General features: G+C 69.7%; 19 protein-coding genes and 1 pseudogene. 1 reads left to right on the top strand and 19 read right to left on the bottom strand.

The features are described from left to right. Positions 1-3: 3 nt before the first annotated feature. The 18 genes and pseudogenes from HNP60_RS16055 to lnt form a co-directional block, all read right to left on the bottom strand. A complete protein-coding gene (locus HNP60_RS16055) occupies positions 4-417 on the bottom strand; it encodes an NlpC/P60 family protein (RefSeq protein ID WP_184155749.1) in 414 nt (137 codons plus the stop codon). Positions 418-420: 3 nt separating this feature from the next. Beyond that, a complete protein-coding gene (locus HNP60_RS16060) occupies positions 421-1,242 on the bottom strand; it encodes a DUF2163 domain-containing protein (RefSeq protein WP_184155751.1) in 822 nt (273 codons plus the stop codon). Beyond that, positions 1,239-3,569 (bottom strand): DUF2460 domain-containing protein, encoded by a 2,331-nt coding sequence (locus tag HNP60_RS16065; protein WP_184155753.1) that lies wholly within the window; start codon positions 3,567-3,569, stop codon positions 1,239-1,241. The genes HNP60_RS16060 and HNP60_RS16065 overlap by 4 nt, the downstream gene beginning before the upstream one ends. An 80-nt stretch (positions 3,570-3,649) precedes the next feature. Next, positions 3,650-4,228, bottom strand: coding sequence for a tail tape measure protein (locus HNP60_RS16070; protein ID WP_420825253.1), 579 nt, complete (start codon positions 4,226-4,228; stop codon positions 3,650-3,652). A gap of 7 nt (positions 4,229-4,235) precedes the next feature. Beyond that, on the bottom strand, positions 4,236-4,451 hold the full coding sequence (locus tag HNP60_RS16075) for a phage tail assembly chaperone (RefSeq protein WP_184155755.1): 216 nt from the start codon (positions 4,449-4,451) through the stop codon (positions 4,236-4,238). Beyond that, on the bottom strand, positions 4,448-4,762 hold the full coding sequence (locus HNP60_RS16080; RefSeq protein ID WP_184155757.1) for a GTA-gp10 family protein: 315 nt from the start codon (positions 4,760-4,762) through the stop codon (positions 4,448-4,450). Before HNP60_RS16080 ends, HNP60_RS16075 begins: the two co-directional genes overlap by 4 nt. Further along, positions 4,759-5,166, bottom strand: a complete 408-nt coding sequence (locus tag HNP60_RS16085; RefSeq protein WP_184052814.1) for a phage major tail protein, TP901-1 family — start codon at positions 5,164-5,166, stop codon at positions 4,759-4,761. Before HNP60_RS16085 ends, HNP60_RS16080 begins: the two co-directional genes overlap by 4 nt. A 49-nt stretch (positions 5,167-5,215) precedes the next feature. Continuing rightward, entirely contained in the window at positions 5,216-5,611 is a 396-nt protein-coding gene (gp17, locus tag HNP60_RS16090; RefSeq protein WP_184155759.1) for a tail completion protein gp17, read from the bottom strand. Then, a complete protein-coding gene (locus HNP60_RS16095) occupies positions 5,608-6,147 on the bottom strand; it encodes a head-tail connector protein (protein WP_184155761.1) in 540 nt (179 codons plus the stop codon). Before HNP60_RS16095 ends, gp17 begins: the two co-directional genes overlap by 4 nt. 104 nt (positions 6,148-6,251) lie before the next feature. Beyond that, positions 6,252-7,391, bottom strand: coding sequence for a phage major capsid protein (locus HNP60_RS16100; protein WP_184155763.1), 1,140 nt, complete (start codon positions 7,389-7,391; stop codon positions 6,252-6,254). A 118-nt stretch (positions 7,392-7,509) separates the two neighbouring features. Beyond that, positions 7,510-7,983 carry an HK97 family phage prohead protease gene (locus HNP60_RS16105; RefSeq protein ID WP_184155765.1) on the bottom strand — a complete coding sequence of 158 codons (474 nt, stop codon included), beginning with the start codon at positions 7,981-7,983 and terminating at the stop codon, positions 7,510-7,512. Next, entirely contained in the window at positions 7,980-9,125 is a 1,146-nt protein-coding gene (locus tag HNP60_RS16110) for a phage portal protein (protein ID WP_184155767.1), read from the bottom strand. Before HNP60_RS16110 ends, HNP60_RS16105 begins: the two co-directional genes overlap by 4 nt. A gap of 177 nt (positions 9,126-9,302) precedes the next feature. Continuing rightward, positions 9,303-10,010, bottom strand: coding sequence for a helix-turn-helix transcriptional regulator (locus HNP60_RS16115; protein WP_014077637.1), 708 nt, complete (start codon positions 10,008-10,010; stop codon positions 9,303-9,305). Between the two features lie 97 nt (positions 10,011-10,107). Continuing rightward, the gene (locus HNP60_RS16120) at positions 10,108-11,382 is read right to left on the bottom strand and encodes a DNA-packaging protein (protein ID WP_476712840.1); all 1,275 of its coding nucleotides are present in this window, start codon (positions 11,380-11,382) and stop codon (positions 10,108-10,110) included. A gap of 100 nt (positions 11,383-11,482) precedes the next feature. Then, positions 11,483-12,076, bottom strand: coding sequence for a hypothetical protein (locus tag HNP60_RS16125; protein ID WP_184155769.1), 594 nt, complete (start codon positions 12,074-12,076; stop codon positions 11,483-11,485). A 126-nt stretch (positions 12,077-12,202) separates the two neighbouring features. Next, the gene (gene trmB, locus HNP60_RS16130; protein ID WP_184155771.1) at positions 12,203-12,916 is read right to left on the bottom strand and encodes a tRNA (guanine(46)-N(7))-methyltransferase TrmB; all 714 of its coding nucleotides are present in this window, start codon (positions 12,914-12,916) and stop codon (positions 12,203-12,205) included. A gap of 158 nt (positions 12,917-13,074) precedes the next feature. Further along, a pseudogene (gene metK, locus HNP60_RS16135) lies at positions 13,075-14,284 on the bottom strand (methionine adenosyltransferase). Between the two features lie 73 nt (positions 14,285-14,357). After that, on the bottom strand, positions 14,358-15,932 hold the full coding sequence (lnt, locus tag HNP60_RS16140) for an apolipoprotein N-acyltransferase (protein WP_184155773.1): 1,575 nt from the start codon (positions 15,930-15,932) through the stop codon (positions 14,358-14,360). A 64-nt stretch (positions 15,933-15,996) separates the two neighbouring features. Between lnt and HNP60_RS16145 the strand changes: the two genes are divergently transcribed. Continuing rightward, entirely contained in the window at positions 15,997-16,413 is a 417-nt protein-coding gene (locus HNP60_RS16145) for a VOC family protein (protein WP_184155775.1), read from the top strand. A gap of 15 nt (positions 16,414-16,428) precedes the next feature. Here the strand turns inward: HNP60_RS16145 and HNP60_RS16150 are convergent, their stop codons facing one another. Further along, positions 16,429-17,325, bottom strand: a complete 897-nt coding sequence (locus HNP60_RS16150; RefSeq protein ID WP_184155777.1) for an AraC family transcriptional regulator — start codon at positions 17,323-17,325, stop codon at positions 16,429-16,431. Between the last annotated feature and the right edge of the window lie 28 nt (positions 17,326-17,353).

A 17,353-nucleotide genomic window follows, 5' to 3' on the forward strand; every position in this document is an offset into this window, starting at 1 on the left:
TCTCTAGCTCCCTTCCTCTCGCGGCGCGCATCGCCAGCGCCCGAGCAGCGGCCAGGGGGATGGCGGCGGCATCAGCACGGCGCGGCCAAGCCCGGCATGGGCATGGACCAGCCCCCGGCGGGTCTCGATCATGAGATGAAGCTGCATCGGCCCGCTGCGCACCAGCAGGATGTCGCCCGGCCGGGGATCGTCCGCCGGCAGCAGGCCGGCCTCGCGCAGGGCGGCGGCGGCATGGTCGGGCGCGGTTCCCCGCAGCCGGTAGGCCGGCAGGCGGTGCACCGGCACGCCCGCGCGCCGCAGCGCCAGCGCCGCGAGCCCCACGCAGTCCAGGCCGGTCCGCTCGGAGCGCCCGTGCAGCCGGAATGGCGCACCGACCAGCGCCAGCGCTTCGGCCGCGATGGAATCGTGAAGGGTCATCGTTCAGCTCCCGGGATAGCGCGTCAGCAGGTCCATGCCCGGCAGATGCGGCTCGCCGCGAAAATTGGCGGCATTGGCGAAGCGGGCGGCGCAGGTGGCGAGGCGCTTGTCGCAGCCTTGCGTCAGCAGCGCCCGGCTCCCCGTGGCGACCGGAAAGGGCGGCGGTTCCGACAGGAAGAGACGCGCGTCATCCTGATCGATGATCGTCTGCACCAGCCCGGCATTCGCGCCATCGAGCCAGCGCAGGTTGCCGAAGGGATAGGCGCCCGGGCCCAGTCCGGCGCATGTCACGGCATCGTCCGCCACGTCTTCGATTACCACGACCATGCGCAGCGGCCGCAGGTCGACCCGGCAGGCCCGGTCGCCAAGCTGCGCCCGGCAGGTCGGGCTGGTGACTGGCGTCACCGGCCTGTCGAGCATCGCCCCGATGTGCGAGCGCAGCGCCACCGAATAGCTTTCGCCCTGCTGCTCGACGCTGCCCAGCGTGCCGCGCGCCAGCTCCAGCCAGAGTTCGCCGGGCCGCGCCCAGTCGGTGAGATGCAGCAGCAGCGTCGCGCCGTCCCATCGCCCCGCGTCGAGGTCATCCTGCGTGATCGCGGCGGAGCTGAGCGCGCCGCGCACGTCGGTCAGTTCCGCCGTACCGTCGCCGCCGCGCAGCAGGGCGCCGGGTACAAGGCCGGGCGCGGGGCGATAAGTGAGCCCGTTCATGGTGATCGGTCGGTCATGGCTGGTGAGGCCAAGCGTTACGCCGTCGCGCCGTTCCAGCCGCCAGCAGAAGGCGAAGGCGCAGAGCGGCCCGGCGAGCATGTCGGTCAGCGCGGTCATTCGCGGATTTCCACCAACGGGACCGAGGGCACCGCGCCTGCCGCGAAGGTCTCCCGGTCGATGTCCAGACGATCCTCCGCGAACCGCACCGGCACGTCGAACAGGAAGCCCGCGGTCACGCTCGTGCCCGCGGCCGGGGCGGTCTCGAAAGCGATCTGGCCGAGGCCGGCATGATGCCACCCGCCCGCCTGCTCGACCCCGTCCAGCGCGACCCGGATCGTGCCCTCTTCCGGCCGGGTGATGAAGCGCACCTGCGCGTCCGGTCCTTCGCCATAGCGCTTGAGCAGGCGGAAGTGCGCCGTCGCGCCGTCGCCGGTGCCGAGGCTCTGGTCGGTCGCGCTCACCATGGCGCCGGATGACGCGGATGCATGATCGAAGGGATCGCGGAAACGAAAGCCCCGCGCCGCGCCTCGTCGCGCCCGGAAGAAGGCGATCAGCGTCGCGATGTCCGCTTCGGAGCGCACGCCCGGTCCGGCGTCGAAATGGAGCCGCGCGTCCGCCCACTGGGTGCTGCGCTGTTCATGGCCGGACACGCTTTCGATCACGCGCGTCGAGAAGGTCGGCGCCACTTGCGCCCGGCGGCCGATGTCGAGCGGAAAGGCGATGTCGTCGAATGCCTGCACGTCGGCGTCTCCCTGAAGATCGAAGAATGTGAAGCCGTCCCGCGCGACCTGCGGCAGTGCCCAGATGAATGTCGCGGCATGGCCGCGCTCCATCGCTGCTTCCGCCGCCGCCGCGATCCGCGACCAGGCGGTCGCCGTCTCGTCGGCCGCCAGCCCGGCGGGCACGAAGCCGGCGAGATAATGCTGTGCACCGGGGGGATAGCCGAGCCGCGCGTTCATCGCCGCGCGTCCCGCCGCCGAGAGCGCCACGCGCCCTTCCGTCACCCAGTCATAATCCTCGATCTGCAGCCGGTCGAAGGCCGGCGCCGCCCAGCCGACCGGCACGTTCGCCCGCTTGAGCTCCGGCGCGGCAGGGTCGAGCACGCTCGGGAGATAGACCAGCAGCAGCGTCTCCGCTTCGATCGCTTCGTCCAGCACCGCTTCCCGCACCGTCGCCGTGGAGGCCGCGAGCAACGCACCCGCTTCGTCGAGCAAGGCGATCTGCGCCGCGTCGAGCGGGCCACGCACGGTCGGGATTTCCGGTGGCGCGCCGCCCAGCGCCAGCCGCGCGGCATCGTCATAGAGGCAGGGCCGCCCGTCCGGCATGATCCACCACCAGGGCTCGCCGATCTGGAACCGCACCGCCAGCCCCGCGTCGCGCACGATGGCGACGAAGGCGCGGGCCACTGCCGCCAGATAGGCCGTCGCGCCGTCATGCGCCGGGGAGAGCAGGGTCGATGGCGGCACCCATCCGGTCAGGGCCGGTGCCCCGTCCCAGGCCCGCTGCTTCCAGGCCGCCGGGCAATAGGCATCGAACAGCTCGTATGAGAGCGAGAGGATGAGCCCGAACCCCAGCGCCACGCAGCGCGCCGCGAAGTCCGCGTGCCAGCGCGCGCAGGGCATCGCCAGAGCACCGCCGGCCAGACTCGCCTCGAAGCCGTCGGAGACGGGCGCGAGCCGCATATAATGGCTCATGCCGACATAATGATTGATCGCGCCGCGATAGCCCAGCGCCAGCGCCTGCCGCAGCAGCCGCTCGGGCGTCTGGTTATAGGTGTCGTCATAGCCAGTCGCGATGGAAAGGCCGTGCTCGGGCACCATGATGTCCCCGATGGCGAGCACCGAACCCGGGCCGTCGCAGCGCATGCCGCTGATCTCGACCCAGGCCTCGGCCGCTTCCGGGAACAGCGTGTCGCCCGCGTCATAAGCCGCCGGTACGAGGGAAATGAACATTCGGTCGATGTCGCCGGGATAGACGGCGTCGGCTTCGTCGGGCAGCAGGAAACCGCCATTGAGCGCATCGAAATCGAGCGTGATCCGCGCATCTTCCGGATCGCCCGCCGCGTAGTTCCACAGCCGCACATACCATGAGCGGGGCACGCCGGAGGCATCCCGCCCCTCGATGGTCAGGGTCGGCCCGTGGACCGCATCCAGCGGCTTCATGCCTGCGCTGCGCCAGCGGAAGGACAGCCGGCAACCGCCATGGTCCCGCCGCGTCTCGTAGCGCAGCAACGGATGATCCCAGCGGTCCTCCGACTCCCAGATGAGGCCCGCAAGATCACCCGAGCCGTGGAACACCGCGTCGATGCGCAGTCCGTCCGCGCCCTGCGTCACGACCGAGGCCATCATCGGCCGGGGGAAATCGACCGTCCAGAACGGCGGCGAGAAGCGCTTGATGACGCCGCTCTCCTGATGGCGCCGGGCATCGGCCAGCCAGTAAGCCATGGTTTTTCCTTCCGATAGCGCAAGTGAATCGACGCGGACCGCACGCTTTCCGGATGGCGATTTTCCGGAAAGGGTCGCCGCTATTCCATCAGCGCACCGCGCACCGCCCGGGCCACTTGCCGCGCACTGCGGGCGAGCGCGCGCGGCGCGTCCTGCCCGGTGCCTTGGACGGTGATCGCCACGCGCACGTCCCGCGCGGCGCCCGGCCCCCCGGCCCCGGGCAGGATTTGCCCGCTGCTCGTCGGCAGGAACAGCTCGGGCCCGCGCTCGCCGACCAGATAGGCGCGGCCGGGCGCGACCGGCCCGCCGGTCGCCCGGCCCGGCAGACCCAACAGTCCGGCGACCAGGCTCGTCCCCAGTCCCGCAAGGCCGGCCTGCCCCGCGCTGCCGCCGCCCAGCGCCGCGTTCATGCCGTTGCGCACGGCCGCCTGCGCGATCTGCGCCATCACGGAGAGCGCGACCTTGCCCAGATCCTCGAAGCCGAACCGCCCCGTCCTCACCGCGCGCAGCAGGCCGGCTTCGATCGTCCGGCTTGCCCGCTCGGCGCCGGAGGCAAGCTGGGCGATCTCGTCGCGCAGTCCGGCGGCCTCGCCGCGCGTGCGCGCCAACTCCGCCTGCGCCGTCTGCCAGTCGCCGTCATTCGGCCAGTCCTCGTCCATCGCGTGCTCATTCATCGGGATGTGCCTCCATCAATTGCCCCAGCGAGGCCCGGTCCAGCGGATTGCCCGCCCCCACCGTGCCGCTCGCATCGCCGATCGCCCGCAGCGCGGCGAAGGCGTCGGCCAGTTCGTCAGGCGTGGCGCGCCAGAATTCGTCCGGCCGCCAGCCGAGCAGCAGGCCCGCCTGTCCCGCGAGCCGTCGCGCCGCCTGCGCAAAGCTCATTGCACGCCGGCCAGCGCCTGCCGCAGGATCGCGCGGATCGCCGGCATGGCGGCGCCCAGTCCCTGCGCCAGCAGCGCCTCGCCCAGCGTGGCCCGCGCCATCGTCTCCGGCCGGTCGACAAGGCAATGCCAAAGCAGCGCTTCCATCTCCGCGAGCGTCAGTCGCCCTTCGGCCGCCCGGTCGACCAGCGCCAGCAGCGGCCCCGTCTCGCTTTCCGCCGCCACCAGCGCGGCGAAGCTGGGGCGCACCGTCATCAGCCGGTCGCCGACGCACAGCGTCGCCTCGCCGCGGGCAGGATTGGCGCCGCTCACAGCGCGCTCACCGCGCCGGAACTTTCCAGGCTGAGCGTGTAGGTCCGCTCGCCATTATAGTCCCCGGCATAGTCGAGCCGCGTCACGAGGAAGCGACCGCGCAGCCGCTCCCCGCTTTCAAAGCTCAGCTCATAGTCGTCGATCGCGCCGCCCAGCGCATGGTCGCGCAGCCGCACTTCCGCTGCCGAGCCGGTGAAGATGCCCGCGCCCGACACGCTCACCGAGCGTACGCCCGCGCCCGGCAGCAATTGCCGCCAGCCCCCCGAATCCTTGGACGTGATGTTCACGGCCTCGCCATTCACGGAGAGCTGCGTCGCGCGCAGCCCGGCGATGGTCGCGTAAGTCACCGGCGCACCGCCGTCGCCGATCTTGAGCAGGAATGCACTGCCCTTCTCCACTGCCATGAGGTCTTCCTTTCGCTTCGTGATGATGTGAGAGAGCCGGGGCGCTTCGTCAGTGCAGCCGTGCGATCCGCACGGCATAATCGAGGCTCGCGCGCCAGGCCGTCCGCCCATGGGCAATGCTCGTGCGCGCCCGGTTCAGAGCGGTGATCCGCCACGTGCCCAGATCGCCCTCCATGGCGCGGAGCACGCTGTCGATCCGCTCGATCGCCGATGTCATCCGGACGGAATCGTCGCTGCGCACCGTCAGCAGCAGCGGCTGGCGCAGGGCCAGCCCGTCCACGCCCCGCGCCCCCCAGCCGGTTCCCGCCGGATCGCCGACCAGCAGCCAGGGCGGGCTGGCCTTCATCCGCTCGCCATCGGCGACAAGGTTGACCAGCGCCATGAGCGCCGCGTCGTCCCGCAACGCCGCGAGGATCGCGCCGCGCACGGCGACGGCGCCGCTCATGCCAGCACCATGCGCCGCCAGGGCCGCAGCAGCGCGCTGACCGATGCCGGCAGCTCCGTTTCCAGCCCTTCGCGTCGCGCATGGCGCTCGCCCGCCAGCCGCACGATGGCATGGCGGATCGCGTCCGGCAGGGCCGCCGCCTCGCTGGCGAGCCCCGCGACATAAGTCACGCGGATGCGGCCCGCAGCGCCGGGATTGGCCACACGCACGCGCCCGGTGCCGTCCGCGCCGATGTCGATCGTGTAGTTTTCGACCGGCAAGGTGAATTCCGCGCCCTCCGCCGGAATGCCGAAAACTGCGGTGATCGCCTGCACCGGCCGGATCGCCAGCGGCCGCCATGCGCTGGCGGCGGGGACGATCTCGTCCACCGCCCGCGCGATCAGCAGCTGGCCGATAAAGCGCTCCGCGGTTTCGCTGGCGGCGCGAATGAGGCCGGTCAGTGCCGCATCCTCGTCCGGCAGGCTGATCTGCAGATAGGCCTTGAGGTCGTCGAGCGGCACCGCGAGCGGCCCGCCGGTCGAGATCGTGACAGTCATGAGGGAGTGCGCCTTTCGCGTGAGAATCGCGGGAGAAGAAAAAGCGCCATGCCGGCGGGGAGGAACCGGCATGGCGCTGCACCGGGCGGGGCCCGGCGCGATGCTCAGCTTTCGGCGAACTTCATGAGCTTGATGGCCTCGCTGTTCGACACCGCGCCGCCGATCCGCTTGACGGCATAGAAGTGCACGAACGGCTTGTTGGTGAAGGGGTCGCGCAGGATGCTCGTCTCGGCGCGCTCGGCGATCACATAGCCATGCGTGAAATTGCCGAAGGCGATCGAGAGGCTGTTCGCGGCGAGATCGGGCATGTCTTCCGCCTCGATCACCGGATAGCCGAGCAGTGTCGCGGGCTGGCCTGCCGCGAGCCCCGGCTGCCACAGGAACGCGCCGTCGCTGGTCTTGAACTTGCGGATGCGCGCCAGCGTCGCCGAGTTCATCACGAACGCCGCGCCCTGCCGGTAAGGCGCCCGGAGCGACTGGACGAGGTCGATCAGCCGGTCCTGCGGATTGCTCGCCGGGAAGCCGCCGGCCGCGCCCGAGGGCACATATTGCAGCGTGCCGAAGGCGCGCGCGCCGTCCGCCTGGGCGGCGGTGGCGTAGGTCAGGAAGCCCTTGGGCTTGTTCGTGCCGTCCCCGCCGACGAAGGCGGCGCCTTCCGCCCTGGCGAATTCCTGCGCGATTTCCTGCGCCAGCCAGCCTTCCACGTCGAACTGCGCGTCGTCCAGCATCGCCTGGCTCGCGGACGGATTGGCGAACAGCTCGCCGGAGGGCGGCGCGATTTCCTCGAAGGTCGGCGTCGCCGTCTCGGCGCGCGCGCCGGTCTCGGATGCCCAGCCGGACACGACGCCGCCGGTCGTCACCAGCTTGCGATAGCCCGCCGAGCCGGTGCGAACGACATTGGCAATCGCGCGGATGGGCGAGATGGACTTGAGCGTCGCCTCGATCATCTCGTCGATCTCGCGCGGTACGGCATAGCCGCCACTGCCGCCGCTCGCACCGGAGAAGCTCTTCAGTTCCACGCCGGCCTCGATGCCCCGACGCAGATAACGCTCGGTGAAGGCGGCTCGCGCCGGATCGGTCTCGCTGCCCTTGGCGCCATCGAGCGGCGGGCGGGCGGCCCTGGTCGCCTGCGTCCTCACGGCATCGTCGAGCGCATCCATGCGCGCCTCGATCCCGGCAATGCGGTCTGCCTGCAGCACCGCGTCGAAGCTCTCCTCGAGCGCATCGGCTTTCACTTCCAGCATGGTTCACGTCTCCTTGGTCAAAAAAGAAAGGGGCCCCTGCGGACCCCGTCGATCGATCGTGCGCGCGCCTCGCGGCCGCGCGGAAAAACCTGTCCTTCGCCCGCGAAGGGGAGCGCCCTCAGGGCCCGCCCCGCCGGCCCGCCGTCCCGGCAGGGAGAGGCACTTCCCCCTCCACCGCATGCACGCGGGCAAGCGGCTGCATCGGGTGCGTGACGAGGCTCACTTCCACCAGGTCGAGCGCATCCAGCCGCCGGGGCTGCGCGCCCTGCGCAGCGACCACGCGGTAGCCGAACGACAGGCCGTCGATCCGCCCCGCGCGCAGCAGCGCCGCCGCGCGCCGTCCTGTCTCGCTCGCGCCGTCGATCGTGCCGATCACCCGCAGCCCGCGCCCGTCTTCGCTTGCCGTGTCGATCCGCCCGACGGGCTGGTCCGCCCGATGCTGCCAGAGCAGCGGCAGGCCGTCCTTGCCGCGCCGGGCAAGGCTCGCCGCGAAGGCACCGGGGCTGATGACGTCCCCGCCATTGTCCGGCCGCGCGAAGATCGCGGCATAGCCCGCGAAGCGCACCGGCGCGCTGCCCTCGCCCGCCCTCATGCGCCGGCCGCCTCGATGCCCAGCATCGCCTTCTTCTCTTCCGCGCTCAGGAAATCGGCCGCGCCGACCTGTTCCCAGAGCAGCGTGCGGTCATCGACCAGGGCGGGCACGCGGTTTATGTCCACGCCGAGCGTAAGGCCCGGCATGAAGTCGCCCAGCCCCTGCGCCAGCGCGCCGAGGATCTTGTCCGCCAGCGGCAGCACGCTCTGGCGCCAGAGCGCCTTGTTGGCCTCGCGGTAATTGGAATAGGTGCTGTCGCCCGGCAGGCCGATGAGCACTGGCGGCACCCCGAAAGCAAGCGCGATGTCGCGCGCCGCGGCGGCCTTCAATTGCACGAAGTCCATGTCGGCCGGCGACAGGCTCATCGATTGCCAGGAGAGGCCGCCTTCCAGCAGCATCGGTCGCCCGGCATTCTCCCGCCCCTGGAAAGCGCTTTCCAGCTCCGCCCTCAGCCTGTCGAACTGGTCGGAGGAGAGCGCGCTGCCATCCTTGGGATCGTAGACCAACGCGCCGGAGGGGCGAGCGGCATTGTCCAGCAGTGCCTTGTTCCAGGCCGTCGCCGCATTGTGGATGGCGACGGCGCCCGCCGCCGCGCACAGGCAGCCCAGCCCCAGAAGATCGTCAGCCGGGTTGAGCGCCTTCACATGGATCACCGCCGTCCGCCCGGCGGCGTCCTCGCCCGGGTAGCGCAGCAGCCGCTCGCCCGCCCGGTAGCGATAGGCGACGGGCCAGCCCTGCATGTCCTGCTCGATCGTGATCCTGTCCGGGCGCAGCGCATAGAGGCCGGCGGGCCGTCCGTCCGGGCCATGGCTGATCTGCGCATAACCATTGCCATGGACGAGCACATGCGCGGCGAGCGTCTCCAGCAGTCCCTGCCCCGCCGAACGATGCTGGACGAGGCGCAGCGCGTCCCGCGCATCGCCGGCATGGTCCGCCGCCGCGCTCAGCGCCGCGCTGCCGACGGCCTCGCTGACCAGCCGCAGCGCGCGCTGCGCCACGGGATTGACGGTCACCGCCGCCTTGAGCTGCGCCGCATAATCCTGCGGCCAGGCGCCCGAGCCCGAGCAGCCCGGGCCGATCCACGCGCGCGCCAGCGGTGGTCGCGCCTCTGCCGGCGCGGCCTTGCGTCCAAACCATTTCAATGATCGTCTCCTTCTCCGGAGCAGAGGAATTTGAGGCAGGCAGAACCACTGTCGGCCGGGCGAAAGCCCGCGCGAGGCCCATGTGGGCCGTCCGTCATGGATTCCGGTCTCTATGAAAAACGTCCGCAGCCACCCTTCACCGCGCCGCGCGGTTCGCAACCGCAGCGGCAGCGCAGGTCAGGCCGCGATCAGCCCCAGTCCCACGCCTTTCACGGCCGCGGAGGTCCGATCGGAGACTTCCAGCTTCTCGTAGATGCGCCGCATGTAGGTATCGACCGTTCCCGGCGAGATGGCGAGAATCTCGGCGATCACATTGTTGCTCTTGCCGCGCGCCACCCAGTCGAGGATTTCCTTCTCCCGCGTGGAGAGCTGCCGGTCACGCACCACCTCGTCGGCAAACAGCGTGCAGATGCGCAGATGCGCCGCCTGCGCCGCAAAGTGCAGCAGGGAGAGGTGGCTCGGGCTGATGTCGGTCTGTTCCGTCATCTTCCCGATGCCGACCACCGCGTTGCGGCTGTTGGGGCCATAGCAGGGCAGCGAGAAGCCGTCGGTGAAGTCGATCGTCCTCATCGCGGCCAGGAACTCGCGTTCCTCGCCGGTCAGTTCGCTGTTCTTCCAGATGTCGCTCCAGCGGATCGGCATGCCGGCGGCCAGCGCCGCCCGCGGCACGATGTCGAGCCGCTGGAAATCGAACGAGAGATAAAGCTCGATCTCGCTTTTGGAGAAGCCATATTGCAGCGGGACGCTGGCGGGCAGATTGGTCGTCGTGCGTACCCAGTAATAGCTCACCCCGCCGAAGCCGTGGCGATGGTAATAACGGGTCATCTGCCGCCAGAGCAGCGGCAGGGTCGTAGCACCCGCAATCCTTTTCAAGATGTCGTCCACCCCGGGCTCCTCCCGCAGCCCTGCAGTCCGGCGATCGTCCGCCCTTCCCGTCCCAAAAGCAAGTCAATAACCGGAGCGGCGCCCGGTACGTCCCGTTTCAAAGGCGCCTGAGCCGGGCTTTGGCTCCACCCGGCGCGAGGAGGTCGGCGAGGCTCCACACCAGCGCGTCCGCCCGGTCGGGCGAGCGGCCCGGTCCTTCATAGCCTCCGCCGATCATCATGCTACAAAGCTGGTCCTCCAGCGCGGCGAACAAGCCCGCGTGGCGCACCCGTCCAGCCTCATAGGCGGCCGCCACCGGCTCGGCCCGCGCACTCTTGCCGCGCGAGGCATGGACGAGACGGACCGGCAGCGCGATGTCGGCCGCGCGCAGCACGGCCGCCACCATCGCACCGCCATTATTGGCCTCGGCCACGACCCTGTCTGCGCGCCACCGCGCCGCCGCGGCAGCCGTCGCCTGCGCCCAGCGTTGCGGGCTCGCCTGTTCGACTGTCGCGTCCTCCAGCACCAGCGCCCTGCCCTCCGCATCGAGCGCCGCCACCACGATCCCGCAGGCGTCGCCATGCTCGCTTGCCGGCGGGTCGACGCCCACGACCACCCGCACGAGATCGCAAGGCGAAGGCACCGGCCCTGCCAGGCGGCATCGGTCCAGCAGGTCGCGCGTCCAGAGCGCGCCCGGCGTATCGAGCAGCAATTCCCCGTCCAGCTCCTGCCGGCCGAGCCGCGTGGCCGCGAAGCTGCGGTCCATTTCCCGCACGAACTGCCGGGGCAGCATGGCGCGGTTGTCGCGCATCCGGCCCTGCGTCACGGCGACCGTCGGGTCGCTCGCCAGCCGTCGCACCAGCGCCACCGGGCGCGGCGTCGTCGTCGCGACGATCCTCGGGCGCCGGCCCAGCCGCAACCCCATCACCAGATTGTCCCAGGCGCGGATGCCGCGCGGCCATTTGGCGATCTCGTCCGCCCAGCCATGGCTGTGCTGCGGCCCGCGCAGCGTATCCGGCTCGCTCGCGCCATAGATCGTCGCACGCGCGCCGCCGGGCCAGACGAGCTGGCGCAATGCGGGGTGCCAGTGCGGCCGCCGGTCGGCCGGCGCGATCGCCAGCAGGCCGCTTTCGCCTTCCACCATGATGCTGCGTGCTTCGTGCAGGCTGGCCGCCACCAGCGCGATGCGGGCCGTGTCGTCCGCTTCGGCGATGGCGCGCACCCATTCCGCGCCGGCGCGCGTCTTGCCGAAGCCGCGTCCCGCCATGATGAGCCAGACGAACCACGCGCCGGGCGGCGGGAGCTGCGCCGGGCGCGCCCGGCAGGCCCAGCCCTCCATCAACGCCCGTCGCGTGCCTGCGCCGAGCCGTTCGAGCGCATCCTGGCGCTTCACCCGTTCCAGCCAGGCAACGCGTTCGTAAAGGGAAAGCGCGTGTAGACCCGACGGGCCTCCGGACCGGAGCCGGTGTGCCCGGCCCTTTGGCTGCCGGGCGTCAGTCACGTTCCGCCTCACCCGATTCCATCTCGTCCGGTTCAGACTCGCCCGATTCAGCCTCGCCTTCCGCCATTGCGTCCGCGTCGCCGGAGGGCTCCTGCAGGCGCTCATGTACCACGTCCATGTCCTGGAGCAGCCGCTCCACCACCGCTGCTGCATCCGCGTCCTCCGCGTCCCCGCCAGCCGCCGCCGCGCCGCGATCGGGTCGCGCCGATCGATGCGCCTCGAGCAGCCGAAGCCCCAGCATGGGCGCCGGGGCACGAGTCAGTTTGATCTGCTTCACGCTGCTGGTCGCGCCGTCGAAAACCACTTCGGTCCGCACCGTGCCTTCCAGCGCCTGCAGCATCAGCGACAATTCGAGTTCGGAATAGCCATCGTCCACCGCCGCGCGCCATTGCCATGCGAAGATCTCGTCCCGTGCCTTGAGTTCGTAGGCGCCCGAGCGGCTGACGCCTGCCGCGCGTGCGGCCGCCGCCACATTGGGATAGGCGGCGAGCGCGCTCAGGAAGAGCGACCTGCGCCGCCCCGACCAGCGAGAGCGGCGGCCCGGACGCGCGGCGCGACCGGCCTTGCCGTCTTGGCGATCCTTCATCCGACGATGTCCTGTTGACCGGAGCCGTCCAGGCTGGCGCCCCGCGCCGCCGACTGACTCGAATTGCGATGTTGCGCTTCTCTAACCAGATAGCGTCACGATGTCAACAGAAAAGTTCCAAATAGGTTAGTCTGGCCGCCGCCGATACCGGAAATACCAGACCTCATGCCCTTTCTGGCGCGCCTTGGCTTCATAGCGTGTTTCGGGCCAGCCGCCGGGGCGCTGGAGGAAGTCGCGCGGCGTCTCGCACAGCCATTCGAAGTCGGTCCGCCCGCGCATCGTCATCAGCGCCCAGCGCAGATAGACCGGATGATCGGTGCCGAAGCGGAATTCCCCGCCCGGCTTCAGCTTGGCGGCAATGAGGTCCACCGGGCCCTTGTTCATCATCCGCCGCTTGGCATGGCGCGCCTTGGGCCATGGATCGGGATGCAGCAGGTAGACGAAGCTCAGCGCTCCGTCGGGAATGCGCGCCAGCACGTCGAGCGCATTGCCCATGTGCAGGCGGACATTGGCCAGGTGCCTGTCGCGCACATGCCCCAGCGCCCCCACCACACCATTGAGGAAGGGCTCGCAGCCGATGAAGCCGTGATCCGGCAGCATGTCCGCCCGATAGGCGAGATGCTCGCCCGATCCGAAGCCGATCTCGAAATGCAGGGGCCGCTCGCCAAAGGCACTCGGGCCGAACAGCCGCGTCGCGGTGATCTCCCCCTCCTCCGGCACGCTGATCGCCGGCAGCAGCTCCTCGACCAGCGCCTGTTGCCCGGCCCGCAGCTTGTGGCCGGACTGGCGCCCGTAAAGACGGTTGAGCGTGGTCGGATCGCCGGTTTTGAAAGCAGTCATCGGCGCGTTCCTACTCCCTGCCGCGCCGAGCGCAAGGGGGGCCGGGCGCCGCCCCGTTCCCACGCGGCCTTGCGCCTGCAAAGGAAAAGGCGCCCGCATGGTCGCGAGCGCCTTCCTGTCAGTCTGCGATGCCGCGCTCCCCGGCGAGGGAAGCAGCGTCAGCCCAGTGCGGCCTTGATGTCCTCGACGAGATCGGTCCGCTCCCAGGGGAAGAAATCGCCCTCGGCATTGCGGCCCGAAGTGCCCGTAGGCCGCCGTGCGCTTGTAGATCGGCTTGTTGAGGCCGAGATGCGTGCGGATGCCGCGCGGGGTCATGCCGCCCAGCTTCTCGATCTTGCCGATCGCGGCTTCGATCTTGTCGTCGCTCACCGTGCCGGTGCCGTGCGTATCGACATAGAGCGAGAGCGGCTTGGCGACGCCGATGGCGTAGGCAAGCTGGATGGTGCACTTCTTGGCGAGGCCCGCCGCCACGATGTTTTTGGCGAGATAGCGGGTGATGTAGGCGGCCGAGCGGTCCACCTTGGTCGGGTCCTTGCCGCTGAATGCGCCGCCGCCATGCGGGGCCGCGCCGCCATAAGTGTCGACGATGATCTTGCGGCCGGTGAGGCCCGCGTCGCCGTCCGGCCCGCCGATCTCGAAGCTGCCGGTCGGGTTGATGTGGTAGACCGTCTCGTCGGAGAGCAGTTCGGCCGGGATGATGTCGGCGACGACCTTCTTCACATAGGCCTTCAGCTCGGCTTCCTTATCGCCCTTGTCATAGCCCGGCGCATGCTGGGTGGAGACGACGATCGCCGTGCAGGCGGCCGGCACGCCGTTCTCGAAGCGCAGGGTCACCTGGCTCTTGGCGTCCGGCTCCAGGAAGGGAGCCGCGCCCGAGTGGCGGTCCTGCGCCATGCGGTGCAGGATGCGGTGAGAATAATAGAGCGTCGCGGGCATGAGATCCGGCGTCTCGTTGCAGGCGAAGCCGAACATGATGCCCTGGTCGCCGGCGCCTTCGTCCTTGTTGCCCGAGGCGTCCACGCCCTGCGCGATATGCGCGCTCTGGCCGTGCAGGTGGTTCTCGAAGGTCAGCGTTTCCCAGTGGAAGCCGGACTGCTCGTAGCCGATCTCGCGCACGGTATCACGCGCGGCCTTCTCGATTTCCTCGAGCGCGCCGGGCGCCCATTCCCCGTTCTCGTAGACGCCCTTGCAGCGGATTTCGCCAGCAAGCACCACGAGCTGGGTGGTGGTGAGCGTCTCGCACGCCACGCGGGCCTCGGGGTCCTTGCTCAGGAACAGATCGACGATTGCATCGCTGATCTGATCCGACACCTTGTCTGGATGACCCTCCGACACTGATTCTGACGTGAAGAGATAGCTCGAACGCATCGGGGAACGCACCTTTCTTCTAGCGGCTCTGACATGGCCGCGGTTGATATAAAGAAATGTTTATGTGTGCCCCTTAGCGGTTGCGTCGCCCAATGGCAACGCCGCTAACGATAAGCATGGCAGCGAGCGTGAGAGGGAGGATGTTGCCCCAGCGGGCGAAGGGCGTCGGCCTGGTCGCGACGGGCAGGCGCGCGTCGAAAGCGCCGGCCGCGCCGTGCGGAATGGCGGCCACCACGTGCCCGGCGGCATCCACGAGTGCCGAGATGCCGGTGGGTGTCGAGCGGATCACCGGCAGCCCTTCCTCGATTCCCCGCAGCCGCGCCTGCGCGAGATGCTGCGGTGGCCCCCAGGTGCCGAACCAGGCGTCATTGGACGGGTTGAAGATGAAGTCCGGACGGTTCGCGCGGTCGATGATCTGGCCGGAGAACACGATCTCGTAGCAGATCTGCACCGCCATGCGCAGCGATGGCCGCCCCTGCGCGCCGGGCAGGTCCAGCGTGCGCGGTCCGGGGCCCGGCCAGAAATCGATGTCGCCGGGCACCAGCCGCGCAAGACCGATGCCCGAGAGCAGCGACCGCATCGGCAGATATTCGCCATAAGGGACGAGATGCGCCTTGTCGTAGCGCCCGAGCAGCGCGCCGCGCGCGTCCATCACCCACAGGCTGTTGTTGGCGCCTTCCAGCACATTGGCGTCCATGATCCCGTCCCGCTCGCGGAAATGGAACTTGTCGCCGCCCAGCATCAGCAGGTCGCCCGGCCCCAGCAGCGAGGCGATGCGCGCGCGCCAGGCCGGTTCCATGTCGAGAATGGCGGGCACGGCGGCTTCCGGCCAGAACACCAGTCGCGGCGCCGCGCCCGGCGCGCCGGTGAGCGCGGAGAGGCGGCGGAAGTTCAGTTCCTCGAGCTGCGGATCATATTTCTCATTCTGGTTGATGTTGGGCTGGACGACGCGAATCGCCACGCCGCTGCCCTCTGCCGGTGCGCCCACCTGCCCTGCACGCAGCGTCCCGAGCAGCGCGACGAGCACGAGGCCGCCCGTCACCATCGCCGCCGGGCGCCATTGCCGGTGCGCGGCCCACCACAGCGCGCCTGCCGCCAGCATGGCAACAAGGCCAAGCCCATAAGTGCCGATCGCGATCGCGAGCTGGTCGACGCCGGTGCCCAGCCAGATGACGCCCAGCGGATTCCAGGGGAAGCCGGTGAACATCGTGGCGCGCAGATATTCCGTCAGCAGCCACGCGCAGCCAAGGAACAGCGCGAAGAGCTGCGCCCGCCCGCGCCCGAGCTGCCAGCCGATGAGCGCGGCCATCGCCGGATAGAAAGCAAGGTAGAAGGAGAGGAGGAGAATGGCGGGATAGCCGAGCCAATGCGGCATCGCATCTTGGAAAGTGAAGGCGTGGGCGATCCAGTTGAGCCCCACGGTGAACTGCCCAAGGCCGAAGGCATAGCCGATGCGCGCAGCCTCGCGCCGGTCGCGCGCGCGCCAGAGCAGCTGCATGAACAGCGCCAGCATCGCCAGCGTCACGGGCCACAGGCGCAGCGGCTCGAAGCCGGTCGCGGAAAGGACGCCCGCGCCCAGTGCCACGAGGCCCGGCCGTTTCGCGAGCCATGCCTGCGCGGCTGCCCGATCGATTGTCTGGATTTTCATCTTGGGCGCTCCTATCGCGCGCCTTGATGACAGTTGCAATTCCGCGCTGACCGGAGGCCCGCCGATGAGACCCTTCCACATCGCCTTTCCCGTCCACGATCTCGCCGCGGCGCGCGCCTTTTACGGGGACGTCATGGGTTGCCGGGAAGGACGCAGCAGCGACTCCTGGATCGATTTCGATCTTTATGGCCACCAGATCGTCGCGCATCTCGATCCGGCCGGAAAAGCGCATGACCCGATCCGCAACCCGGTGGACGGCCACGACGTGCCGGTCCCGCATTTCGGCGTCATCCTCGACCGGGCGGACTGGGACGATCTCGCCGCACGCCTGAAGACGGCCGGCACGCGCTTCGTCATCGAGCCCTATGTGCGCTTCGCGGGCGAGGTCGGCGAGCAGGCGACGATGTTCTTCCTCGATCCGAGCGGCAATGCGCTCGAATTCAAGAGCTTCGCCAGCGACGACATGATCTTCGCCACCTGAGCCGCCGCCGGGCTCTCAGGCGGCGTTCAGATAGTCGCGGCCCATCTGCATGCGGTCGATGTCCTGGCGCGGCGGCGCGCCGAACAGCCGGCGATATTCCCGGCTGAACTGCGAGGGGCTGTCATAGCCCACGGCGAAGCCCGCGCTGCCTGCACTCACGCCTTCCGCCAGCATCAGCCGCCGCGCTTCCTGCAGGCGCAGCTGCTTCTGATATTCGAGCGGCGTCATCCGCGTGATCGCCTTGAAATGCTCGTGCAACGAGGATTCGCTCATCCCTGCCGCTGCCGCGATGTCCCGGATGCGCAGCTGCTCGCGGAACTGGCCACGAATCCGGGCGATCGCGCGGCTCACCTGGCTGAGATGGCTGTCGGCCGCCGCCAGGTGCCGCAATGTCGCGCCGTGCGGTCCGGTCAGCAGCCGGTAGAGGATTTCCCGCTCGATCAGCGGCGCGAGCGTGGGCACGGCCTGCGGCTGGTCGAGCAGCTTCACCAGCCGGCAGGCGGCGTCGATGAGGTCCGGGTCGCTCGGATAGACGGCGAGGGCCGGCGTGGGCGCGGCGCGGGCCGTCAGTCCCTGCGCGATGATGAGGTCCGCCAGCGCGGAGAGATCGAGGTCGATCTGGCAGCAGAGATAGGGCGCGCCCTCCCCCGCCTCGATGATGTGCCCGGTCAGCGGAAGATCCACCGAGACGACGAGATAATGCGAGGCGTCGTAGACGAGGCTATGGTCGTGAAGCGACACGCGCTTGGCACCCTGGGCAATCAGGCAAAGCGACGCCTTGTAGACGGACGGTATGGGCAGCGTCGGCCGATCCGCCCGAAAGAGGGACAGGCACCCGACCGGGGTGCCATACATCCCCGTCGCCGGGGCGTGCCGTGTGATGATCTCCGCGAGCGTCTGCATCCTGTCCATGCCCTTCCTGTCCCTCAGGATGGGCCGG

The organism is Sphingobium lignivorans, from assembly GCF_014203955.1.
Classification (GTDB): domain Bacteria; phylum Pseudomonadota; class Alphaproteobacteria; order Sphingomonadales; family Sphingomonadaceae; genus Sphingobium; species Sphingobium lignivorans.